The following is a 25,046-nucleotide window of genomic DNA, read 5'->3' on the forward strand; positions in this document are numbered from 1 at the left end:
GTCTGCTACAGATCTCCGCCTTTTCTTAATCTAAATTAACGCTCTCAAATACTTATACTACGTATTTCTTAGAAGGTTACATATTTTTTTAATTTTTTTAATCTTCATAACAACCTAAAGTAGAAGGATAAACTCTTGTAAAACCTTTAATATCTTTAGTGAGAGCTAAACCATAAGTTGTATTATTTAAATTAACACCTTTAGTTCTTGCTGTACTATTTGTAACAGTTTTATAATTCCCCTCTCTAGGATTTATAAAAGCAGGGTCAAGATTTAAGAAATTATTGTTATTTATACTCAAATCTGTAGCTAGTCTGCTGCTTCTGATGATGTTAGCTTCAAAATTTTGATTAAAGAGTTGATTAGTGCCTCTGCGGCTAATTTCTAGCTCTTCTCTTAATACTCCCCAAATGATATTGTTTTTAAATAAAGCATTAAAATTAAAGGCAGTAGAAGAATTATAGCTATGGTCTGCCAAATAAACAGCTGGTGTAGAACGAGCTAAACTAAAGTTATAACCAGCCAAAGTATTCTGATAAAATTCATATCTACCACCATTAATAGCTGCTAAAAGATACTGCCCACAGTTAAAAAATAAATTATTGTATGCAGTAATATCTGCTTGGTAAGCTAATATTCCGGCAACTTGGTGATTCTTTATAATAGTATTACCAATTAACAGTTTAGGATTACTATTTCTACTTAAAGAATCAATCTGAATACCAATAATAGCATTCTTGATACAGCTGTAATTGATGATATTGTTATGAGAAGATGGGAAAAAATGAATCCCCTCCCATTGTCCAGGTTCATCTTTATAAATTCTTTCTAACCTGTCGCTTGCAAAGGTTATACTATCTTGTAAAGTTCCATTAGCAGCTAGCGTACCATGTACCAAAAGTTTGGCATCTTTATGAAAGTATATTCTTGCCCCAGCAGCTATATTTAAGATGGCATTTTTATTTACTTTAAGCTGATTATAAATAATATAAGGCTTTGATTTTGTGAAAGTAGTAAGGGTACTAATTTCTGTATTGTTTAAATAAACAGCGTTTTGTCCATAAGCTATGAGCGGTATTTTAACACGATTTCCATTAAAATTACAAATGATAGAGTCCTCAACAATAAAAGGCTTTTCTTGATTATTTGGGTTAATTGATGCTCTTATAAAAACATAAATAGAATCATTTCCTTTTATTCTGATGTTTTGCGCTTGGTTAGCATTTAATCCGTTAATGTTGATACTAAAATCAGATGAATTACCGCCAGCTAATCTAATATTATTGATGTTAATACTATTAGCATTATAATTGAAGATTTTGAGTATACGAGTAACGGTACCTCTCTCTGTAAAAACGGTATCAAATAAAACAGAGTCGGTAGAGAAGTTTAATCTTGTATTAGGGCTTGTATCTAACACCTCTGTTTTGCTACAAGCTGTAGCAAATAAGATGATAACCATCAAGAAATACAAAAGCTTCTTCATTTTATTAGTTTAATACAAATATCCATAATTAGCTGGCAAATGCAATTCCTGCGATATGAATATCATGTATGCCAGCTTTTTCTAATGCCAATACGCAGGCTTCAAGTGTAGCACCTGTGGTAATGGTATCATCTACCAACAACACCGATTTTAGATTATCATCATTTTGAGAAGCCTCAAAAACACTTTGCATATTGTAAAATCTAGACTCCCTTTTCATGAAAATTTGGCTATCTGATGATTTTACACGTTTTAAAACATGGTTTAATACAGGTATAGATAGACTTTCACTTAAACCTAAAGCAAATTGTTCACTTTGGTTATATCCTCTTTTACGCTGTTTACTTGGGTGCAATGGTACAGGTATAATGGCTTCTATATTTTGGTAACGCTGTTGTTTTCTTAAAATTTTACCATACATTTTACCAAGTTCAACTCCAATTTCTGGATGATTATTGTATTTTAATTGATGCATCAGGTTTTGTACTTTACCTTCTTTACTGAAGAAAAGATAAGCCGTAGCAGATTTAACATGAACCTTTCCCCAAAACTGTTTAACCAGTTTATTTTCATCATCTAAATGATAATCTGTAAAAGGTAATTGGTAAAGACAAGTAGTGCAAATTAAATATTCTTGATGTAATAAAGGTGTGCCACAGGTATGGCAAAGTTTAGGAAAAAATAATGCCCAGAAATCTTTTAGGTAGAGTTTAGCCAGATTCATGGCCTTAAAATAATTATTTATTTTCTTCTTTCACAGCTAATTGTCCACAAGCAGCATCAATATCTTTACCTCTACTTCTTCTTATATTGGTAATAATACCTTGTTTTTTTAAATAATTTGCGAATATCTCGGTTTTATCAACAGCCGCATTTGTAAAATCCGCGAAAGCGATAGGGTTATATTCTATAATATTTACCTTACAAGGCACATGTTTACAAAAACGAGCAAGTTCTTTTGCATCTTCAATTTCATCATTAAAATTGTTGAAGATGATATACTCATACGTTACCGGATTTTTAGTTTTGGCAAAGTAATACTTAAGGGCTTCGGCCAAGGCAGCAAGTGAGTTTTGCTCGTTAATAGGCATGATTTCATTTCTCTTCACATCATTTGCAGCATGTAGAGATAAAGCTAGGTTAAACTTTACATCATCATCTCCTAGTTTTTTAATCATTTTAGCGATACCAGCTGTAGAAACTGTTATTCTTTTATAAGACATGTTTAAGCCATCTTCTGCTGTAATCCTGTCTATAGATTTTAAAACATTATTGTAATTTAATAAAGGTTCGCCCATGCCCATGTAAACAATATTAGACAATGGAATACCATAATGCTCTTTCGCTTGTTTATCAATTAAAACAACTTGGTCATAAATTTCATCAGCATTTAAGTTTCGCTTTCTTTCCATATAACCTGTAGCACAAAACTTACAAGTTAAGCTACAACCTACCTGAGATGATACACAAGCTGTCATTCTTTCGGTAGTAGGAATTAAAACACCTTCTATTAAATGTTTATCATGCAAAACAAAAGTGTTTTTAATTGTTTTATCGTTGCTAAACTGCTTTAACAGCATTAATAACAAATAGCTCGTTAAGTTTTTCGCGAAGAGGTTTTGAAAGATTACTCATCTCATCAAAACTGAAAGCAGATTTTTTCCAAAGCCATTCATATACTTGGTTGGCTCTGAAAGCTTTTTCTCCGAGTTCTAAAAAGCGTTTTTTTAAATCTTCTAGAGATAAGCTTCTAATATCAGTTTTATTGAGTTTTGAATCCATTTACAGATGCAAAATTACAATTAATATTTACAAGCTTAGGTAATATTCATATTATGGTATAAAGATTGTTCGGGTTTAGTTGTCAATTTAATATATATTCAAATAATTAACGATAAATCCAAAATTTTGCAATGAGGAAGTTTACAGCAGATTATATTTTTACATTAGAGGCAGAACCCTTAAAAAATGGTTTAATTGTTACTGATGATGAAGGAAAGATTCTTGCTGTAAACGAGTCTTTTGATGAAAAAGACCCAGAAATTGAGCGTTTTAATGGGGCTATAGTTCCTGGTTTTATCAATGCCCATTGTCATCTAGAATTATCCCATCTTAAAGGTAAAATAGAGTCTGGAAACGGTTTAGTAGCTTTTCTTAAAGAGGTTATTGCTACCAGAGGTAAAGAAAACAAGGATGTACTGAAAGCTATACAGGCTGCCGATAAAGAAATGTGGAAGAATGGTATTGTGGCAGTTGGTGATATTTCCAATACAGATGTAACTGCTAAAATTAAAACACAAAGCCCTATACATTATCACACCTTTATAGAAATGGTAGGGCTTGACCCTGCAAAAGCTGATGAGTTAATGGAAAAAGCCATTGAAACAGCTAATGCTTTTGAAACTTCTGTTTCTTTAACACCTCATGCGCCTTATACCTTGTCTAAAGCATTATTAAAAAAGCTTTATAATTACTGTAAGCATAAGGTAAATCCGATTAGTTTACATAATCAAGAAAGTGATGAAGAAAATAAATTCTACCGTTACAAAACCGGAGACTTTGTGAAATTTTATGAAGATTTAGGTCTTAATATCGATTATTTCTCACCGCTTTCTAAAAATACCATGCAAGCTATCGTTCCTTTATTGCCAGAAATGCAGCGCATTTTATTAGTGCATAATGTGTATACCAGTTTAAAAGATGTATACATGCTAAGAAGGTTTACGAAGAATATTTTCTGGTGTTTTTGTCCGGGTGCAAATCTTTATATAGATAATAAATTACCGGCTTTTGATTTCTTTAAGCAAAGTGATTACCCTATAACCTTAGGTACAGATAGTTTAGCATCAAACCACGGACTAAGCATTTTAGAAGAAATGAAAATCATTCATCAGCATAGAGAAGATTTTTCTTTCGAAACTTTGTTAAAGTGGGCTACTATCAACGGAGCCAGATTTTTAGACTTAGACAAAGAACTAGGAAGCCTTGCTGTAGGTAAAAAACCAGGGTTAAATCTCATTTCAAATTTCAAGAATAACCACCTAACAGAAAAATCTACTGTTAAAAAGCTTATTTAATTTGGATAATCATCAGTAAACAGCCAAATTAGCTTAGTTTAAATAGTTGTTTCTTTTGTTTTTATCGATTTTATGAAGAAGGCTTTACAAATTACAGTTAAAGGAAAAGTACAGGGTGTGTTTTTTAGAGCCTCTACAAAAGCTGTAGCAGACCAACTTGGCGTTAAAGGAAGTGTAAAGAATTTGCCTAATGGAGATGTATTTATAGAAGCCGAAGTTGATACCTTTTTTGAGCAAGATTTTTTAGAATGGTGTAAAACCGGCCCTGATGAGGCAGAAGTAACAGCTGTAGAAGTAAAAGAAGCAGAATTAAAAAACTTCATTAATTTTGAGATTCTAAAAAGATAAGCTTGTCTGTATTAAGAAAATTTGCTGGCCAAACTGCAATTTATGGTTTAAGTACCATAGCCTCTCGTATCCTTAATTTTTTTCTTACGCCGGTTTATACCTTGGTTTACAAACCTGCTGTTTATGGTATTTTCACTACCCTTTATGCCTATGCATCTATTTGCAATGCCATAATGGCTTTTGGCATGGAAACTACTTTTTTCAGATTCATCAATAAAAATGAGGGAGATAAGGAAAAGGTTTATAGTAATACATTTTTGGTGGTTCTGTTATTAGGGCTCTTATTTCTTAGTACAACTTTCTTATTTCTAGAACCTTTAGCAGAATGGTTACAAGCAAGTAAGCAAAGTTCTTTGGCAGATTATAAGCGGTATATTCAATACTTTATTTTTATTTTATTTCTAGATGCTTTAGCTGTCATTCCTTTTGCAAGAGTAAGGGCAGAAGGAAAGCCAAAACGCTACGCTATCATTAAATTTGTAAATATCTTGAGTTTTATCTCCCTCAATTTGTTTTTCATTTTTGGTATTCCATTCATTATTCGTCATCAATTGCCATTTTCTAATGAATTATCGCTGATTTACCAAACAGAATGGATAGGGTATGTTTTTATTTCTAACTTAATAGCTAGCGGTTTAACACTTTTGCTGTTATTACCAGAACTATTAAAACTAAAATTTAACCCCGATAAAAAGTTGGTCTTAGATATGTTTACTTATAGTTTTCCTATTCTCATTGCCAACCTTTCTTTTATTGTTAACGAGAATTTAGATAAAATTTTCTTAGGTCAATTATTACCAGCTGCAATAAGCGAAGAGCAAGTAGGGGTATATGGTGCTTGTAGTAAATTGGCTATTTTTCTAAGCATCTTCATTAATGCTTTTAGGCTTGGGGCCGAGCCTTTTTTCTTTAACAATGCAAAAAATAGCAATGCTAAAGAAACTTATGCGGCTATCATGAGTTATTTTATCATAGCGTTAAGTATCATATTTGTAGGTTTGGTAGCCAATATAGAATTGCTTAAATATTTTATTGGCGAGGCTTATTGGGTAGGCTTAAATGTTGTTCCTATATTGTTATTAGGATATTTAAGTTTAGGGATATACATGAATTTATCGGTATGGTATAAACTATCAGACCAAACAAAATATGGCTTATATATATCTGGTATTGGTGCAGTTTGTACCATTATTCTTAATCTTATATTTATTCCCTTATGGGGATATATGGCATCGGCATGTATATCTTTAACTGTGTATATGTTAATGATGATTTTATCTTATGCATGGGGGCAAAAACATTATCCAATACCCTATAAAGTGAAGAAAGATATCATATATATTGGTTTAGCTGTGATATTTGTATTTGCTTCTTTTGTATTATTTAAACGAAATATCATAGTTGGTAATATTTTATTATTACTTTTCACCTCTATCATTGTTTATGTAGAGAAGGATACCATAAAACGCATTTTTAAAATATGAAGATTAACATCATCAATAAATCAAATAACCCTTTACCTAATTATGAAACGGCAGCTTCTGCAGGTTTAGATTTAAGAGCAAATTTAGAAAGCCCCGAGTCTTTAAAGCCGCTAGAAAGAAAGCTTATCCCAACAGGTTTGTTTATAGAGCTACCTATAGGTTATGAAGCACAGATAAGACCAAGAAGTGGTTTGGCATATAAAGCTGGTATTTCTATAGTAAATAGTCCGGGTACTATTGATGCCGATTATAGAGGAGAAATTAAAATATTATTGATAAACCTTTCTACCGAAGATTTTGTGATAAACCATGGCGATAGAATAGCGCAAATGGTTATTGCAGCACATGAGCAGGCAGAGTGGGTTGAAGTTGATGAACTAAGTGAAACAGCAAGAGGCGCTGGTGGTTACGGGCATACAGGAGTAAAATAAATGATGAACAAGAAGCATATCTTAATTTTAGCTTTAACCTGTACAGGGCTGTTGAGTTATGCTCAAAAAAATAAGAATAAACAGCAAGAATTTATCGTCATAAGTGGCAAGCAACTGTCTCAACAAGATAGCAGCTTGGTAGAAAATCTATATTATTCTGGCCTTAAAGAAAAAGTTTCTGATAATTACAGCTTAGCAGCAGATTTTTTTAAAAGAGCTTTAGATATAGATCCTTTACATCATTTTTCTGCTTATGAATTGGCTCAAATTTATTTCAGGGCTAAAGATTTTGAACAAGCCAAAAACTATATTCAAAAAGCTATTACCGTAGAAACACAAAACGAGTGGTATTGGTTACTTTCTTCCAATATATATCAGGAATTAAAGGATTATAATTTACTTAATTATGCCTTAACAGAATTGGTAAAAACAGCTCCTGATAAAATAGAGTATCAGCTAGATAAGGCTAATACCTTAATGATTTTAAAGAGAAACGATGAGGCTTTAGCTATTTATGATGCTTTAGAAAAACAATTTGGCTCAAATCCAGAAATTGTAAAAGGTAAACAAAACATTTTTGTAAGTAAAGGCGATTTGAAGGGAGCAACAGCTCATCTGCAAAAGTTAATAGATGAACAACCAGAAGAGGTTGTTAATTACATTTATTTAGGAGATTTATATTTTAATAACCGACAAAAAGATAAAGCGCTTGAGGTATATAAAAAAGCAAAAGTTTTAGCTCCAGAGAATGCTTATATCAATCTGGCTTTGGCCGATATTTATAATTCTATTGGTAAAAGTGAAGATGCCTTTAATGAGTTAAGAATAGCTTTCTCTCATCAAGAATTAGATATAGATCAAAAAATTAAAATCATTATCAGTTATTTTTCTGCTTTTCCAGAGTTAAGAGCAGTTAGGTATGCCGAGACTTTATCTAAAACTTTAACAGAAGTACATAGCAATGAGGCTAAAGCTTTTGCAGTTTATGGTGATGTTTTATATCAAAAAAATGAATTAGAGAAGGCTAAATCTGCTTATGAAAAAGCTGTTTATTTAAACAAGCAAATTTATGTGGTTTGGGATCAACTAATTAGGATAAAAATTAGTCTTAATGATATGCCCGGCGTGGTAAAAGACGGGGAAGAGGCTTTAAGTTTATTTCCAAATCAGGCTGTTTTATATGTTTATACAGCTTTAGCTTATAACCAGTTAAAGCAAAGTGAAAAAGCTGTAAATTATTTAAATGCTGCACTCAATTACGAACTTAACAATCCTTTAAAAGTACAAGTTTACAGCAGTTTAGGCGATGCTTATCAAAGTTTAAAAAAATTCAAAGAATCTGTTGCAGCATATGAGCAGGCGTTGGCCCTAGAGCCAGATAATGTATATGCACTTAACAATTATGCTTATTATTTATCGTTAAGAGATGAGAATTTGGAGAAAGCCGAGCGTATGTCCTATCGTTCTAACCAGCTAGAAAAAGATAATTCTTCTTTTCTAGATACTTACGCTTGGATATTGTTTAGGCAAAAGAAGTATAAAGAGGCTAAAGATTGGATAGAAAAAGCTTTAAAAGCGAGTGATAGCCAAAGTGCTACTATTATAGAGCATTACGGGGATATTATTTTCCACTTAGGAGATAAAGCTGGGGCTTTAGAGAATTGGAAAAAAGCTGCTCAATTAGGTGAAAAAAGTACATTATTACAAAAGAAGATTAATGAAGGTAAATATTTTGAATAACATTTTCTTGGTACTTATAGCTTTATTTTTTACAACAGCTTGCGGTACAAAAAGAATAGTTTCAAATACAGGTTCGGTTGCGGTAGAAAAGAAAGTGAAGTTTAATTTAGCTGATATCAAAAAGAAAGGATTTTCTTTTGAAACTTTAGCTGCCAAAGCAAAAGCTAGTTTTGATATTGCAGGTAAAAGTCAAGATTTAAACCTTAATATCAGAATAAAAAAAGGTGAAATCATTTGGTTGTCTGTAACGGCATTTGCTGGGGTAGAAGTAGCTCGTTTATATGTAACACCTGATAGCGTTAAATTCATCAATCGCTTAAATAGCGAATACGCATTAAAGCCTTTTAATTTTATCCATCGTTTTACAAGTTCTGCTATTTCTTATCAAGAATTAGAAGCCTTATTTACAGGTAATGTTTTGCCTTTTTCGTTGGTAAATGGAAGTTCTAAAATCACAGAGGAAAATAAGCTTTTTTACTTATCAGGTAATTATGAAAATTTACATTTTAAGCATCAGTTTAACGAAGTTTTACAATTGTTAAAGTTAGAGCTTAAAGATGCCTTAGCCGAGCAACAATTAGAAGCTTCTTATCAAGATTATAGACCTTTATCAGGAAGGGATTTTCCATATCAAGTACAACTGAGTTCTAGTATAGAAAATCAAAAAGTGAGTTTAAATCTTAACTATCAGACTATACAGCTTCAGGTACAACAAGATTATCCTTTTAATATTCCTAAAAGATACACCTTGATAGAATAAATTTTTAGATACCTTTGCGAAAATGAAGTACTTTAAAGCCCTTATCATATTCTTTTTGCTGGCCATTGGTAGTAACCAATTATTTGCCCAAACCAGAGCAGAGTTAGAGCGTAGAAAAGCACAGCTCAATAAAGATATTGAGATGATTAACAATACGCTAAAAAAGACAGCTTCAAGTAAGAAGGTTACTTTACAACAATTAAATGCTTTAAGAGCGCAGATAAGATTGCGTGAAGAGAAAATTAGAACCATAAATTCTGAGGTGAGATTGCTAGATGGGCAAATCAATGAAAATCTCAATACGGTAAAGTCACTTCAATCTCAGCTACAACAACTAAAAGTAGATTATGCAGCTATGATTAGATTCGCACAAAAGAATCAGGGCTCATACAGTAAGTTGATGTATATTTTCGCAGCTAAAGATTTTAATCAGGCTTACAAAAGAATGAAATATTTGCAGCAGTTTAGTGAATATCGCATCAAGCAGGCAAATTATATCGAGGAAACTCAAAACAATTTAAGAGGTAAAATAGCGGTGCTTAATAAGAATAAGCAAGAAAAAGATCATCTCTTATCTGACCAACAGAAAGAAAAAAATAAGTTAGGGAATGAGCAGGCAAACCAAGCCAAAGTAGTGAAAACTTTAACCTCTCAAGAGAAAAAATTAAAACAAAATTTGGCTCAAAAACAAAGAGATGCAGCTAAATTAGACAGAGCAATTAGAGAAGCTATCCAAAGAGAAATTGCAATAGCTAAAAAGAAGGCAGAAGATGAAGCTAGGGCTGCAGCAGCAAAAGCTAAAGCAGAAGGTAAAGAAGCGCCAGTTGCAAAATCAAGTAGTGGGTCTATCTTATCGGCTACACCAGAAGCAGCAAAGCTATCGGCAGATTTTGTTAGTAATAGAGGGCGTTTACCTTGGCCTGTAGCCAACGGTGTTATAACAGATAGTTATGGAAAGAAAAATGTGGTAGGTAATGTAACATCAGAAAATAACGGATGGAATATTAGAACTGGGGCAAATGCATCTGTAAGAGCTGTATTTGGTGGTACAGTTGCAAGAGTACTAGAAATTGCAGGTAAAGGCGTGGTAATGATAAGACACGGGGAGTTCTTTACTGTTTATCAAAACTTAAAAACCATAAGTGTAAGTGCAGGAGAGAAAGTTAGTACTAAGCAAACTATAGGTACTGTTGGTGCAGACGAAGAAGGAGTTTCTGAAATCCATTTCGAACTTTGGAAAGGTATGCAGGCTCAAAATCCATCGCTTTGGTTAGCTAATTAACATTTATTAAGGAAAGCCTTTAAAGAATAAATTTTTTATATTTGCGTTAAACTATTAAAAATAAAGCATGTACTACGGGGTGTTATTATTCTTAAATTTGGGTACTCCAGAAATTATCTTGATAGTTTTTGTGGCATTACTTTTATTTGGAGGGAAAAAATTGCCAGAACTTGCCAGAGGTTTAGGGAAAGGGATAAGAGAATTTAAAGATGCCTCTGATGGCGTTAAAAGAGAAATTCATAGAAATATTAATACATTAACTGCTGAAGAAGAGTTAAGAAGAGATGAAGCGGCAGCTCAACGGTCTTCTACTAGCCAACAACCTGAAGAAGGTGTTACTTCAACAGAAACAGAACAAACAATTAAACCGTAATTAATCACAATTAAAATATAAACAAAAATGGGTCTAGGTGCACCAGAAATTATACTTATAATAGTAGCCTTGTTACTATTATTTGGAGGCAAAAAAATTCCAGAATTAATGAGAGGTCTAGGAAAAGGTGTTAAAGAATTCAAAGACGGACAAAACGGTGTTGAGAAAAAGGAAGAAAAGCCTCAATAATTTTCTTAATATCCAAATTATTTATGATTCTTGTAACCTTGAATCTTTTGAACCATCAAAACACTCAAAAGATCCAGGGTTTTGTTTTAAATGATGTTAGCAGAAACTACTTACAACTACTCTAAATTAGAAGATATACAAGCTGATATACGCTCTGGCGTATTAAAGCTGGAAGATTTGGTTGCTTTTTATTTAGACCGCATACAGCAACTGGCTGATTTAAATGCTTATTTAGAAGTTTTTGGAGAAGAAGCGCTGGCTAAAGCTAAAGAGATACAAGAGAAAATTGATAATGGTACTGCAGGTAAATTAGCAGGCATGGTTATCGGTTTAAAAGATAATATCTCTTACAAAGGACATCGCTTGGCGGCATCATCCAAAATACTAGATGGTTATGTTGCTATCTATTCCTCAACAGTTGTAGAACGTGTTTTAGCAGAAGATGCTATTATTATTGGACGCTTAAATTGCGATGAATTTGCAATGGGGGCTTCTAATGAAACTTCTTACTTTGGCCCGGTTAAGAATTTTGCCGATACTACAAAAGTTTCTGGTGGTTCCTCGGGCGGTTCTGCCGTAGCAGTACAAGCTAATTTATGTTTAGCTTCATTAGGTTCTGATACTGGAGGTTCTATCAGACAGCCGGCAGCTTTTTGTGGTGTAGTTGGTTTAAAACCAACTTATGCCAGAGTATCAAGATATGGTATTGTAGCTTATGCTTCATCTTTTGACCAAGTTGGGCCTATTACACGCTCTGTGGAAGATGCGGCTTTATTATTGGAAGTTATTGCCGGAAAAGATGATTATGATAGCACTTCTGCTATAGAACCAGTACCTGCCTACTCAAAACTTTTAAACAATTCATCAAAAAGGAAAATTGCTTATATCGAGGAAACTTTGCACTCAGAAGGTTTAGATCCAGAGATTAAGCAAAATATAGAAGCTCAAATTCAACTATTACGTAGCCAAGGCCATACTGTTGAGCCTGTTTCTTTCGAATATCTAGACTATGTAGTTGCAACATATTATATTTTGACAACTGCAGAAGCTTCATCTAACTTAGCCAGATATGATGGAGTACATTTTGGCTACAGAAGTGATTCATCAACAGATTTAATCAGTACTTATAAATTTTCTAGGTCTGAAGGTTTTGGCGATGAGGTAAAAAGAAGAATTATGCTAGGTACTTTTGTTTTAAGTGCTGGTTATTATGATGCTTACTATTCTAGAGCCCAAAAAATACGCAGGCTTATCAAAGAAAAAACCGAACATATTTTAGAAGATTACGATTTTATCTTAACTCCAACAACTCCAACTCCGGCTTTTAATATAGGTGAACAACCTACAGATCCTGTTGTGATGTATTTGGCTGATATTTTTACAGTAGGGGCTTCATTAGCCGGGCTGCCTGCAATCTCCTTACCATCGGGTGTTAATAAAGATGGTTTACCTTTAGGTATGCAAATTATAGGTAAGCGCTTTGGCGAGGCAGATTTATTATCTTTTTCAAAATACTATTCAGAACTTGATAAAATTAATATTTAAATAGTCAGCTTCAGCGATAACAAAAAGGCCTGTAAATATCAATTTACAGGCCTTTTTGTTAGGTGATATTAATACTTATAAACCTAGTGTGAAAGTATAAATAGCAGTTGCTCTAACTCTAAGCTCTTTTGTGGTAACACGTCTAGCTTTACCTTTTAAAGAGTATTTGAAATTTCCAGAAAGGATATAATTTTTCAACTCTATACCAGAGCCAACAATCGGTAATACAAGATTACGCGTATCCACATCTGGATTATTCGGTAATGATACTAAAATCTGATTGGATTGATTAGTAGCAGATAGTTCAGCCGATACTGATTCTAATACTGAAAAGTTATTAGTAGCATCTCCATTTAAAAGTTCTAGATTAAAACCTTTAAGTTTTACACTTTTTACGGCAGGAGATCCGAATTCTGGTACATTGGCTTTTATCAAAGAGTCAACATTGATATTTAATGTAGCCTCGCCCAAAACAGCTTGTGCAGTAGTTTGAGTAATAACTGGAACGGTAATTTCTACTGCTCTAGGTGTAATGTCAGCATCTCTACTTACTGCATCTTTAATTTTTTCACAAGAGGTGAAGGTAATAGTTAGCGCTGCTAACATGAAAAGGAAATTTTTTTTCATAAAGTGTTTATTAATGAGAATGTTACAAAGCTAATCATTAAGCTTAAGAATGAGAAATTTTAGTTTTATTTACGCTACAAAAGATTGATTTTTAGCCATTAGCTAAAGTTTAAATCATATAAAAGGTAGTTTTATAGGCGCTACAAAATTTTTTCTTTTCAAAATATTATTCTGAACTCGACAAAAAATAATTATTTTGTGACTAATCCTAATAAATGGCTCTAGCCGGAAAATTTTAAAGAATGAGAAGCATCAAAAGTCTTATCCTGTGTGTATTGTTTTTATCAGTAACACAGGCTAAATCTCAGAATTTAACAAAGCCCGATACCAGCAGAACATTGTTAAGCCCTAAAGAGTCTAGAACAATTAAAAATTTAGTACGAACAGATTCTAGCTTCGTTCCTACGCAATTACCTCTACAACTAGAGCTGTTAAAATATAATGCTAATTTGTTGTATAAGTATCGGCTAGATTCTATTAAAACAGCAATTCCTTTAGATTACAATCAGCAAGTTCAAACCTATATAGATATTTTTCTTGGACAGCGAAAGTTCATGGTTTCCAAAATGTTAAGTTTAGGAAACTATTACTTCCCTATTTTTGAGAAAGCGCTAAAAGCTAAACAAATACCAGAAGAGTTTAAGTTTTTGCCCATAATTGAGTCTTCTTTAGATCCTCATGCCGTATCACGGTCTGGCGCTATGGGTTTATGGCAATTTACATACATCACCGGTAAGGGTTACGGTTTAACAATAGATAGCTATTTAGATGAGCGTAAAGATCCTATCAGCTCTAGCTATGCTGCTGCAAATTATTTAAAAGATGCTTACAAAGAGTTGGGAGATTGGCTACTTACTTTAGCAGCTTATAATTGTGGTACAGGTTGTGTTAAAAGAGCCATACAAAGTGCAGGTGGTGTTAGAAACTATTGGGAAATTCAGCCTTATTTACCTGTAGAAACGCAAAATTATATTCCAAAGTTTATTGCGGTTACCTATCTGATGAATTATTACCATACCTATAAGGATATTAAAATACCAGATGCGGATAGTAAAATTAACACAGACTCTATTTATGTAAATAAATTTTTGGGTATTAATGATTTAGCTGCTGTTTTAGATATGGAGGAAAGGGATTTACAGATTTTAAATCCTGCTTACAAAAGAAATATTATCAACGGCAGTATAGATAATCCTAAAAGATTAATCATCCCTAAAGTAAGTTTTAAAACTTATGCTGCTTTGTATGATATTTTAAATAACGATAAACCTTTCTCAGAAATAGCTGAGGATCCTGTTTTAATGCCAGCTTCTCAGTCGCAAGGTTATCATGTAGTTACTAAAGGAGAAACTTTAGTTAGTATAGCTAATAAATATCATTTAGAGGCTCAAGATCTTAAGGTTTGGAACAATTTAAAAAGTTTTAATGTTGTACCAGGACAAAAATTAATCATCACGAAAGCAAAAGAAGATAAACCTAAACCACAATATATAACTTATACCGTTAAACTTGGCGATACCTTAACTGCAATTGCAAAAAAGTTTAATGGTGCAACTGTAGTTGGCATACAAACATTAAATAATCTCCAAAATGCAAGCCTATCTGTAGGGATGGTGCTAAAAATTATGGCATTATAACAAGGAGAAAAATATATAAACCAATTAATCTTACAATTAGAGAGAATTTTATTAAAGAGGAAATGAGTAAGACTACCAGAAAGCAGGATGCTTTGGATTATCATTCACAAGGCAGACCGGGGAAAATTCAAGTTGTCCCAACAAAACCAACCAATTCACAAAGAGATTTAACATTAGCATACTCGCCAGGTGTTGCAGAGCCTTGTTTAAAAATAGCGTCTAACCCAGAAGATGTTTATAAATATACAGCTAAAGGTAATTTAGTAGCTGTTATCAGTAACGGAACTGCAGTTTTAGGCTTAGGAGATATTGGTCCTGAGGCCGGAAAACCTGTAATGGAGGGTAAAGGCATTTTGTTTAAAATCTTTGCAGATATTGATGTTTTTGATTTAGAGTTGAATACCAAAAGTGTAGATGAATTTGTAAATGTAGTTAAAGCATTAGAACCAACTTTTGGAGGTGTAAACTTAGAAGATATTAAAGCACCGGAGTGTTTTGAGATTGAGCGTAGATTGAAAGAGGAAATGAATATTCCTGTAATGCATGATGACCAACATGGTACAGCTATTATCTCTGCAGCGGCTTTAATTAACGCTTGTGAGTTACAAAAGAAGAAGATTAAAGATATTAAGATTGTAGTTAATGGTGCTGGTGCTGCAGCTATTTCTTGTACTAGGTTGTATGTAGCTTTGGGCGCACAAAAAGAAAATATTGTGATGCTGGATAGAAATGGTGTAATTAGAGCTGATAGACCAGATTTAGACGGTACCAAAGCAGAATTTGCTACAAAAAGAGATATTTCTACGTTAGCAGATGCGGTAAAAAATGCAGACGTATTTATCGGCTTATCTTCTGCTGATATTTTAAGTGCTGAGGTTCTTAAAACAATGGCTCCAAATCCTATTGTTTTTGCTATGGCTAATCCAAACCCTGAGATAGCTTATGAACTTGCCGTAAAAACACGTAAAGATATCATCATGGCAACAGGCCGTTCTGATTATCCTAACCAAGTAAATAACGTTTTAGGTTTTCCTTATATTTTCAGGGGAGCTTTAGATGTTAGAGCAAGAACCATCAATGAGGAGATGAAAATTGCAGCTGTTAAAGCCATTGCAGCATTAGCAAAAGAATCTGTGCCAGAGGCTGTTAATTTAGCTTACAATACTACCAATCTTAAATTTGGTAAAGATTATATCATTCCAAAACCTATAGATTTTAGGTTGATAACCACTGTAGCGCCGGCAGTTGCTAAAGCAGCAATTGAATCTGGTGTTGCAGGTACAACCATAAAAGATTGGGACGCTTACGCTGAGGAATTGAAAAAGCGTTTAGGTATGGATGATGCCATTGTTAGGGCTTTATCTAACAAAGCTAAATCTAACCCACAAAGAGTAGTTTTTGCTGAGGCTGATAATTATAAAATTTTAAAAGCAGCGCAAATTGTAAAAGATGATGGTATAGCCATCCCAATCTTGCTTGGCAATAAATCTATCATTAATAAAATTATTGCTGATAATGATTTAGACTTAGAAGGTGTAGAAGTAATAGACCCGCTAGAAGAAGTAGAATTAAGTGAGAAATTTGCCCAGTATCTATACAGTAAACGCCAAAGAAGAGGTATAACATTGTACCAAGCTAGAAAGTTGATGAGAGACAGAAACTATTTTGGCGCATCAATGGTAGAATTTGGTAATGCTGATGCTTTAATTTCTGGTTTAACCAGAGATTACGGAACCACTGTAAAACCAGCTTTGCAGATTATTGGTACCGAGGCGGGAGTGAATAAAGTAGCTGGTATGTATATGATGTTGACCAAAAGAGGGCCAGTTTTCTTTGCTGATACCACAATAAATTTGGCTCCAACAGCTCAAGAATTGGTAGATATTACTTTATTAGTGAATAGGTCTGTACAGCAATTCAATATATCGCCACGTATAGCTTTATTATCCTACTCAAATTATGGTTCTAATGAAGGCGAAATTTCGCAAAAAACTAGAGAAGCAGTAAGGATTTTACACAGCCAATATCCAGATATTATTGTAGACGGAGAGGTTCAAGCTAACTTTGCTTTAAATCCTGAGTTGATGAAAGATAATTTTTCTTTCTCTAAACTTAAAGATGGTCCTGCAAATACGCTAGTTTTTCCTAACTTAGAATCCGGAAATATTGCTTACAAACTTTTACAAGAGTTAGGTGGTGCAGAAGCTGTAGGCCCAATACTGTTAGGTATGAATAAGCCTGTTCATGTACTACAATTGGGAAGCTCTGTAAGAGAAATCGTAAATATGGTAACTATTGCTGTTGTAGATGCGCAAGATAAAGCTGCCTTAACTATTTCTAAGAAGAAGTAATATTTCAATAGAAATAAATTAAATATTCATGTACGCTTATATTGATGGTAGGTTAACATTTAAATGTCCTACTTATGTTATTCTTGAAGCGGGTGGAGTTGGTTATCAGCTCCACATTTCTTTACACACATATACCTTACTGAAAGATGAAGAAAGATGTAAAATGTACGTTTGGCTTCATGTAAAAGAGGATGCACATACACTTTATGGGTTTATAGAAGAAGGCGAGAAAAGATTATTCCTGCATTTGATATCGGTTAATGGTATTGGGCCAAATACAGGAAGAATGATGCTTTCTTCCATCTCTCCGCAAGAAATAGAAGACGCTATTATCAAAGGAGATGTTGATCAAATAAAACGCATAAAAGGTATAGGTCCAAAATCTGCTCAGCGCTTAATCATCGAGCTTCAGGATAAACTGAAAAAAGATGGTACTGGTACATTAATTTCTGCACCGTTAAACAATACTGCAAAAGAAGAAGCGTTAAGTGCTTTAGTGATGTTGGGTTTTGTTAAAAACAGCGCAGAAAAGGCAGTAGATTTTGCATTAAAAAACTCTGAAAAAGCACTTTCTGTAGAGGAGATTATAAAAATTGCTTTAAAAAACCTTTAATTGCTAATCCTAAACCATAATACGTTTGAAAATTAATTTTTCCTGTTTGTTAAACAGGTTATTAATTATTGTTGCTTATTTATTCATTGCTAGTGCTGCTTTAGCACAAAATAACACTAGTAATGATTCTTTGAAGATTAAATATCCGATTAAAGACACGCGTACAGCACCTGTTTTTGGTCGGGGTGGAGGTCTTTTTCTCAAAAATCCGCAGAATATTAAACGTACTGTAGAGTACGACCCACTTACCAAGAAATACATTATCAAAGAAAAAATAGGTGATAAAGATTATAAAACGCCACAATTTTTAAATTTTAGCGATTACCAAAAATTAGAACAGCAAAGAATCCAGCAGCAATATTGGAATAATTTGGTGGTTACAGGTATTCCTGATGAGGCTAATGGTTTTATGCCATCGGTGGTGGTAAAAAGTAAATCTTTTGAAAAAATATTTGGCGGTAATACCATCAATATACAACCTCGTGGTACGGCAGATTTAACTTTCTCTGGAAGAATTAATAAAAATGAAAACCCCTTGTTTAACGAAAGACAAAGAAGGCAAGGGAATTTTGATTTCGACCAAAGGATTCAGATGAATTTGATTGGTAATATTGGCGAGAAATTGAAAATCACCACCAATTACAATACAGAAGCTCAGTTTGATTTTGAAAATCAACTTAAACTAGAATATACTGGGAAGAAAGACGAAATCATACAAAAGCTTGAGGCTGGTATGGTTAATTTTCCGCTTAATACAACCTTAATATCAGGCAGCCAAGCGTTGTTTGGGGTTAAAACTCAGTTACAATTTGGGCGTTTGGGTGTAACCAGTTTATATTCTCAGCAAAAATCTCAAGCTAAAGAAATTAATATCACTAACGGATCACAGCAAAATGAGTTTAGGATAACTTCTGATAATTACGAAGCAAATAAGCACTATTTCTTAGCCCAGTATTTTAGAGATAATTTTAACAATGCCATGGCGAGGCTTCCTGTGGTAACTTCAAGCATCAATATTACGCGTATAGAAGTTTGGGTTACAAATAGAAGTAACAGCACTACAGATTCTAGAGATATACTAGCATTTCTAGATTTAGGCGAGAATACTCCCTATAATACTAGCCAATTTACAGGTGGCGGTAATAGATTTCCATCGGCTTTTACAGATCAGAACTTCCCGCAACCGCAATCAAACAATTTATTGCAGAGAATTCCGGCCGGAGCAAGGCTAACCAATGCAAATGACATTGATGCTTTTTTTCAAAGCTCTGGTAGAACAGATAATTATAATAAATTAACCTACGCTAGAAAACTTACCGAAAGAGAATTTACTTTAAACCCATTATTGGGTTATATATCTTTAAATAATGCGCTTAACGCTGATGAAGTTTTAGCCGTAGCTTATCGTTATACTGTAAATGGTGAGGAATTTCAGGTGGGAGAGTTTTCTACCGATAGACCTGTGACCCCTGATAATCCGGAAGTGCTTTATGCTAAGCTTTTAAAGAACGAAACCATTAAAACCAATTTGCCAATTTGGGATTTAATGATGAAAAATATTTATGCCCTAGGTGCTTATCAAATAAGTAGGAATGATTTTAGGTTGAATATTTTCCGTTTGGATGAGAGCGGTATAGAAAAACCTTTAATTACAGAAGGAGCTAAGCTAGATGAAAATAATCGTCCTTTAGCTAGTAAATTATGGTTGCAAGTTACTGGTGTGGATAGGTTAAATCAACAAAATGCCAGACAGCCCGATGGTTTCTTTGATTTCTTAGAAGGTCAAACCATAGACCCTCTAAACGGAAGAATTATATTTCCTGTGATTGAGCCTTTTGGTAAAGATTTAAGAGCTCAATTTGATGAAACAACAGAACAAGCACTTATCAGTAAATATGTTTACCAACCTCTTTACGACTCTACAAAAGCATTAGCACAACAGTTTTTTCCGGCTTTAAACAGGTATATCATTAAAGGAACTTATCAATCTCAAGTAAGTTCAGAGTTTCAATTAAATGCTATCAATGTACCAGAAGGCTCTGTTACAGTAACCGCCGGAACTTTACGCTTAACAGAAGGTGCAGATTACACGGTTGATTACAATATAGGACGAGTAAGAATTCTTAATCAGGCTTTACTAAACTCGGGTCAACCCATAAAAATAAAACTAGAAAGTAACGAGCTATTTGGTATACAACAGCGCTCTTTGTTTGGAACCCGATTTGATTATAAAGCTAACGAGAAACTAAACCTTGGGGCTACCATCATGAATTTGAAGGAAACGCCCTTAACACAGAAAGTTAATTTTGGTGAGGAATCTATCTCTAATACTATGTACGGTTTTGATGTTAATTACAATACATCAAGTAGGTTTTTAACTAAATTGGTAGATAGAATTCCGTTTTTATCAACCAAAGAAGAATCTAGTTTTACTTTTAGTGGCGAGTTTGCAAAGTTTGATCCAGGGCATCCAAAAGCTTTAGATTTTGCTGGTAGCGAAGGCGGTGTAAGTTATATAGATGATTTTGAAGGAAGTAGATCTATTATAGACTTAAAAAGTCCGGTTAATTGGCAAATATCTGGCACACCTCAACGTTTTCCAGAATCTCAACTTACTAATGATTTATCGTATGGATTTAATAGGGCAAAACTTTCTTATTTTACCATAGACCCTATTTTTTATAACAGAAGTAATTTAACACCACCAAACATAGCTGGTAACCGTACAGAGTTATCTAACCATTACGTAAGAGAGGTTTTAGAAACCGAGGTTTTCCCATTTAGACAGGTAGCCACAGGTACCTTACTTACTTTACCAACTTTTAACGTAGCATACTATCCAACCTTACGTGGTCCTTATAATTTTACAGCTACAGGCTTAAATCCTGATGGAACACTAACCAACCCAAGACAGCGCTGGGGCGGAATGTTTAGAAGAGTAGAGACTAACGATTTTGAAGCGTTAAACATTGAGTTTATAGAGTTTTGGGTTCTAGATCCATTTATTTATAAGCCAGGTTCACAAGGTGGAGACTTATATATTAACATTGGAAATATTTCAGAAGATATTTTAAAAGATGGTCGTAGAAGTTTGGAAAACGGTATCCCACCTGATAATGACCCAACAAAAACAGATGAGACTGTTTGGGGAAGAGTACCCAAACTACAACCTGTAATACAAGCTTTTGATAATAATCCTGATGCTCGTCAAATACAAGATATTGGTTTAGATGGATTAAATAATGTTGCAGAACAGGCAAAATTTCAAACTCAAATTAACCAGATTACTGCACAGCTAAACTCGCAGGCAGCTAGCTTCTATAATGCAGATCCATCTTCGGATGATTATATGTATTATCGTGGTCCGGCTTTAGACCAAGCAAATGCTGGTATCTTAAAAAGGTATGAAAATTTTAACGGTACAGAAGGGAACTCAAAAACATCGCAACAATCACAAGATGCTTTAGGAATAGAAAACTCAGCCTCAACACCTTTACCAGACGGAGAAGATGTAAACCGAGATAATAGTACTACTAAAGCAGACGAGTATTTTGAGTATAAAGTAAGTATCAGACCGCAAGATTTAGTTGTAGGGCAAAACTTTATTGCAGACCGTGTAGTTGCAGCAGTAAGATTAGCCGATGGAACAACAGAAAATGTTACTTGGTATCAGTTTAAAGTTCCAGTTGCACAGTTTAGAGATAGAGTAGGCGGTATCCAAGATTTTAAATCTATCCGCTTTATGCGTATGTATTTAACAGATTTTGCTGATACTACTGTGTTACGTTTTGCAAGGTTACAATTGGTTAGAGGCGAGTGGAGAAGATTTAATGCAGAAGCACAACCAGATAAAGTTTTGGTAGATCCGGCTTTAGGTAATGTAGGTTTAGATAATTCTACTTTAGATGTAACTACAGTAAACATAGAGGAAAATGGCACCAGAACACCTATTCCTTATGTTACACCGCCAGGTATTATAAGAGAGAGAGATTTCTCCAACTTTAGAGGTGATACTCGTCAAAATGAGCAATCACTTTCTGTAGTGGTTAAGAATTTAAGAGATGGATATTCTAGAGCCGCTTTTAAAACTACCGTTAACGATGTAAGGGCATACAAAAGGCTACAAATGTTTATCCATGCAGAGAGTGATGTAATGGCAGCACCTTTAAGGGATGGGGATATTAATGCCTTTATTAGGTTAGGTACTGATAATTTAGATAACTATTATGAGTATGAGATACCTATGAAAGTTACAACTGCCGGATCTAGAGACCCAGAAGCTATCTGGCCAGCAGAAAACAGGTTAGATTTAGAATTTAGACTTTTACAGCAAGCCAAAATTGCTAGAAATAATGCTACCAGAAATGGTGCGCCTTGGCCTTATAATATTCCTTACTCTTTTTCTGATGGGCAAAATAAAGTAACCATTAAAGGCCAGCCAGATTTAAGTAAACTTCGAGTAATTATGCTCGGAGTAAGAAATCCTTTAAATAAAAATGATGGCAGAGCCGATGATGGTTTAGATAAAAACGTTGAAATTTGGTTTAATGAGTTAAGATTAACCGAGTTTGATGAACGTGGCGGTTGGGCTGCAACTGCAAGAATGAATGCTAAACTAGCTGATTTTGGAGATGTTACCATCTCTGGAAATAAAAGCACCATAGGTTTTGCTTCTTTAGAAAAACGCGTAAGTGAGATTAACCGTTCTGATGATCAATTCTTTGATTTATCAACCAGTTTTGAGCTAGGCAAATTCTTTCCTGATAGAACGGGAATCAAAATTCCAATGTATTTTAATTACTCTAGCCAGTTAAGCACTCCACAATTTGACCCAAGAAACCCTGATTTGGAGTTGAAGAATATTATAGATTTAGTACCTCGTGGAACTAGGGATTCTATCTTAAACTATGCGCAGGATTACACCTTGAGGCGGGGTATCAATTTTACCAATGTTAGGAAAATTAAAACCAACCCCGATGCTAAAAGCAGAATCTGGGATATAGAAAACTTAAGTCTTACTTATGCTTTTAACGAGTATGATCATCGTGATTTTATCAACCAAAGTTCTATACAAAAAAATTATAGAGGCTCTTTAGCTTATAATTATAATAATCAAGCAACCTTTATTACTCCGTTTAGTAAGATTATCAAGAACAATAAACTAGCACTTTTAAAAGACTTCAATTTTAACTTATTACCTTCTGTTTTAAATTTCAGAATAGAAGTAAACCGTTTATACTCAGAAAATACGCTCAGAGATAATGACCCTAATAATACCATTCCTATACAAACTACTTTTAATAAGAATTTCAACATCAGTAGGCTGTATGGTATCAGTTGGGACTTAACCAAAACTCTTAAATTAGATTTTAACGCTACCAACCTTTCTTTGGTAGATGAGCCAGAAGGCAGAATAACAGGTTTAAAAAGAGATACACTTTGGAATAATTTCAGAAATCTGGGCAGAACAACAGATTATAACCACACTGTAAGTTTAAGCTATACAGTACCTATTAACAAAATACCTGGTTTAGAGTTTGTAAATGTTATTACCCGTTATCAAACACAGTTTAGCTGGATGACGGAGCCTTTAATCAGTATTAACGACCCTGACATAAACTTTGGTAATACCATACAAAATTCACGTACAGTTCAATTAAATCCTACATTAAACTTTAATTTACTGTATAATAAATTTGGCTTTTACCGTAAGATGAATGGAGCAAATAGCAACGCTAGTGGCTTAAGCAAAGCTTTATTTGATATTCTTTTCTCCATCAAAAATATTAGTGGTTCTTACATCCGTAATGATGGTACATTCTTACCGGGCTACCTGCCAAAAACTAATGCTTTTGGTATGGATTTTTCTGCCAATGCACCGGGTTTAGGTTTTGTTTTAGGCTCGCAAGAAGATATAAGAGGTACAGCTTTACAGAACGGCTGGTTAACCAGAGACACCTTGTTAAACCAATTATTTGTTAAGAATTTAAACGAAAAGCTTAACCTAAGAGGAACGCTAGAACCTTTTAAAGATTTTAGGCTAGAGCTAACCGTTTTTAAAAATCAGAGTAGAAATTTTTCAACCAATTTTAGGTTTGATGCAGAAACTAATGGTTTCCAAAGTTTAAGATCTATAACTTCTGGAGATTATAGCATCTCTATAATTTCCCTAGGAACCGCTTTCAAAGAAAAAAATAGTGATAGAAACTCGGCTGTTTTCCAGCAATTCCTGATAAATAGAGAAATTATATCAAGAAGGCTAGGCGCACAAAATCCTAATAGCAGTGGTTTAGGACAAGATAATTTTGCCGATGGCTATAATAAAAGCTCGCAAGATGTAGTTATCCCAGCCTTGTTAGCCGCTTATTTAAATAAAGACGCTGGTAGTATCAGTTTAAATAGCTTTAAGAAAATACCTGTTCCCAACTGGCGTATGACATATAATGGTTTAGCAAAGTTACCTTTCATGAGCCAGTGGTTTTCTTCATTTGATGTAACACATGGTTATAACTCTACTTACAATGTTAATGCTTTTAACTCCTTAATTAGATATTCAGAACTTAATGGTTTTGCAAATTCCAGAGATCAGCAAAATAACTTTTTACCTTTTTACCAATTTTCGCAGGTTACTTTGTTTGAGCAGTTTGTACCTTTATTAGGTATTGATATGCGTCTAAAAAACAGCATGACCATCAATATCGAGTATAGAAAATCACGTTCATTAAGTTTTGCTTTGGCAAATAGCCAGCTAGCTCAACAAAAAGACCAAGCTTTTGTATTTGGTTTTGGATATAGAACAGCAAATTTCAGATTCCCTTTTGGCTTGTTTAAAAGTGTAAATCTTAAAAACGATTTAAACTTCAAGCTTGATGTAGCGATAAGAGATAATAAAACGGTAATTTTTAGAGCAGATGTAGACGATGCCGAGATTTCTGGAGGTTCTAAAAACATTACCTTTAGACCAAGTATAGACTATGTCTTAAACCAGCGTTTCAATTTAAGAGTATTTTACGATTCAAATATCACGCAGCCTTATACATCGCAAACATTTAACACAGCCTTTAGTAACTTTGGCATCAATTTAAGGTTCACTATTCAATAAT

General features: G+C 33.8%; 17 protein-coding genes and 1 pseudogene. 14 read left to right on the plus strand and 4 right to left on the minus strand.

Annotated features, from left to right (window positions below; translation table 11 throughout):
* Positions 1 to 97 precede the first annotated feature (97 nt).
* The 3 genes and pseudogenes from GJJ64_RS15890 to rlmN all read right to left on the minus strand — a co-directional run bounded on the left by GJJ64_RS15890 (position 98) and on the right by rlmN (position 3,268).
* Complete coding sequence (locus GJJ64_RS15890) at positions 98 to 1,486, minus strand: right-handed parallel beta-helix repeat-containing protein (protein ID WP_154288746.1); 1,389 nt, start codon at positions 1,484 to 1,486, stop codon at positions 98 to 100.
* Positions 1,487 to 1,514: 28 nt separating this feature from the next.
* The gene (locus GJJ64_RS15895; RefSeq protein ID WP_154288747.1) at positions 1,515 to 2,210 is read right to left on the minus strand and encodes a ComF family protein; all 696 of its coding nucleotides are present in this window, start codon (positions 2,208 to 2,210) and stop codon (positions 1,515 to 1,517) included.
* Positions 2,211 to 2,223: 13 nt separating this feature from the next.
* Positions 2,224 to 3,268: pseudogene (rlmN, locus tag GJJ64_RS15900) on the minus strand (23S rRNA (adenine(2503)-C(2))-methyltransferase RlmN).
* 131 nt (positions 3,269 to 3,399) lie between these two features.
* On the opposite strand from rlmN, the gene GJJ64_RS15905 reads away from it, so the two are divergent.
* The 10 genes from GJJ64_RS15905 to gatA all read left to right on the plus strand — a co-directional run bounded on the left by GJJ64_RS15905 (position 3,400) and on the right by gatA (position 12,715).
* Complete coding sequence (locus GJJ64_RS15905; protein ID WP_154288748.1) at positions 3,400 to 4,563, plus strand: amidohydrolase family protein; 1,164 nt, start codon at positions 3,400 to 3,402, stop codon at positions 4,561 to 4,563.
* Between the two features lie 72 nt (positions 4,564 to 4,635).
* Entirely contained in the window at positions 4,636 to 4,911 is a 276-nt protein-coding gene (locus GJJ64_RS15910) for an acylphosphatase (RefSeq protein WP_154288749.1), read from the plus strand.
* Between the two features lie 2 nt (positions 4,912 to 4,913).
* The gene (locus tag GJJ64_RS15915; RefSeq protein WP_154288750.1) at positions 4,914 to 6,395 is read left to right on the plus strand and encodes a lipopolysaccharide biosynthesis protein; all 1,482 of its coding nucleotides are present in this window, start codon (positions 4,914 to 4,916) and stop codon (positions 6,393 to 6,395) included.
* Positions 6,392 to 6,826 (plus strand): dUTP diphosphatase, encoded by a 435-nt coding sequence (gene dut, locus GJJ64_RS15920; RefSeq protein WP_154288751.1) that lies wholly within the window; start codon positions 6,392 to 6,394, stop codon positions 6,824 to 6,826. The genes GJJ64_RS15915 and dut overlap by 4 nt, the downstream gene beginning before the upstream one ends.
* Complete coding sequence (locus GJJ64_RS15925; protein WP_154288752.1) at positions 6,827 to 8,566, plus strand: tetratricopeptide repeat protein; 1,740 nt, start codon at positions 6,827 to 6,829, stop codon at positions 8,564 to 8,566.
* The gene (locus tag GJJ64_RS15930) at positions 8,544 to 9,326 is read left to right on the plus strand and encodes a DUF4292 domain-containing protein (RefSeq protein WP_154288753.1); all 783 of its coding nucleotides are present in this window, start codon (positions 8,544 to 8,546) and stop codon (positions 9,324 to 9,326) included. The genes GJJ64_RS15925 and GJJ64_RS15930 overlap by 23 nt, the downstream gene beginning before the upstream one ends.
* A 22-nt stretch (positions 9,327 to 9,348) precedes the next feature.
* On the plus strand, positions 9,349 to 10,608 hold the full coding sequence (locus tag GJJ64_RS15935; RefSeq protein ID WP_154288754.1) for a murein hydrolase activator EnvC family protein: 1,260 nt from the start codon (positions 9,349 to 9,351) through the stop codon (positions 10,606 to 10,608).
* Between the two features lie 67 nt (positions 10,609 to 10,675).
* On the plus strand, positions 10,676 to 10,981 hold the full coding sequence (locus tag GJJ64_RS17050; RefSeq protein ID WP_154288755.1) for a Sec-independent protein translocase subunit TatA/TatB: 306 nt from the start codon (positions 10,676 to 10,678) through the stop codon (positions 10,979 to 10,981).
* Positions 10,982 to 11,008: 27 nt separating this feature from the next.
* The gene (locus tag GJJ64_RS15945; RefSeq protein WP_026905154.1) at positions 11,009 to 11,170 is read left to right on the plus strand and encodes a Sec-independent protein translocase subunit TatA/TatB; all 162 of its coding nucleotides are present in this window, start codon (positions 11,009 to 11,011) and stop codon (positions 11,168 to 11,170) included.
* Positions 11,171 to 11,260: 90 nt separating this feature from the next.
* The gene (gatA, locus tag GJJ64_RS15950) at positions 11,261 to 12,715 is read left to right on the plus strand and encodes an Asp-tRNA(Asn)/Glu-tRNA(Gln) amidotransferase subunit GatA (RefSeq protein WP_317162948.1); all 1,455 of its coding nucleotides are present in this window, start codon (positions 11,261 to 11,263) and stop codon (positions 12,713 to 12,715) included.
* A gap of 75 nt (positions 12,716 to 12,790) precedes the next feature.
* On the opposite strand, the gene GJJ64_RS15955 is transcribed toward gatA, so the two are convergent.
* Positions 12,791 to 13,342, minus strand: coding sequence for a hypothetical protein (locus tag GJJ64_RS15955; protein ID WP_154288757.1), 552 nt, complete (start codon positions 13,340 to 13,342; stop codon positions 12,791 to 12,793).
* A gap of 242 nt (positions 13,343 to 13,584) precedes the next feature.
* Between GJJ64_RS15955 and GJJ64_RS15960 the strand changes: the two genes are divergently transcribed.
* The 4 genes from GJJ64_RS15960 to sov all read left to right on the plus strand — a co-directional run bounded on the left by GJJ64_RS15960 (position 13,585) and on the right by sov (position 25,045).
* Positions 13,585 to 14,979, plus strand: a complete 1,395-nt coding sequence (locus GJJ64_RS15960; protein ID WP_154288758.1) for a LysM peptidoglycan-binding domain-containing protein — start codon at positions 13,585 to 13,587, stop codon at positions 14,977 to 14,979.
* 62 nt (positions 14,980 to 15,041) lie between these two features.
* On the plus strand, positions 15,042 to 17,330 hold the full coding sequence (locus GJJ64_RS15965; RefSeq protein ID WP_154288759.1) for an NADP-dependent malic enzyme: 2,289 nt from the start codon (positions 15,042 to 15,044) through the stop codon (positions 17,328 to 17,330).
* A 28-nt stretch (positions 17,331 to 17,358) separates the two neighbouring features.
* A complete protein-coding gene (gene ruvA / locus GJJ64_RS15970; RefSeq protein WP_149074998.1) occupies positions 17,359 to 17,943 on the plus strand; it encodes a Holliday junction branch migration protein RuvA in 585 nt (194 codons plus the stop codon).
* A 25-nt stretch (positions 17,944 to 17,968) separates the two neighbouring features.
* A complete protein-coding gene (gene sov, locus GJJ64_RS15975; protein WP_229655569.1) occupies positions 17,969 to 25,045 on the plus strand; it encodes a T9SS outer membrane translocon Sov/SprA in 7,077 nt (2,358 codons plus the stop codon).
* Position 25,046 lies beyond the last annotated feature (1 nt).

Source organism: Pedobacter puniceum (assembly GCF_009674685.1).
Lineage (GTDB): Bacteria > Bacteroidota > Bacteroidia > Sphingobacteriales > Sphingobacteriaceae > Pseudopedobacter > Pseudopedobacter puniceum.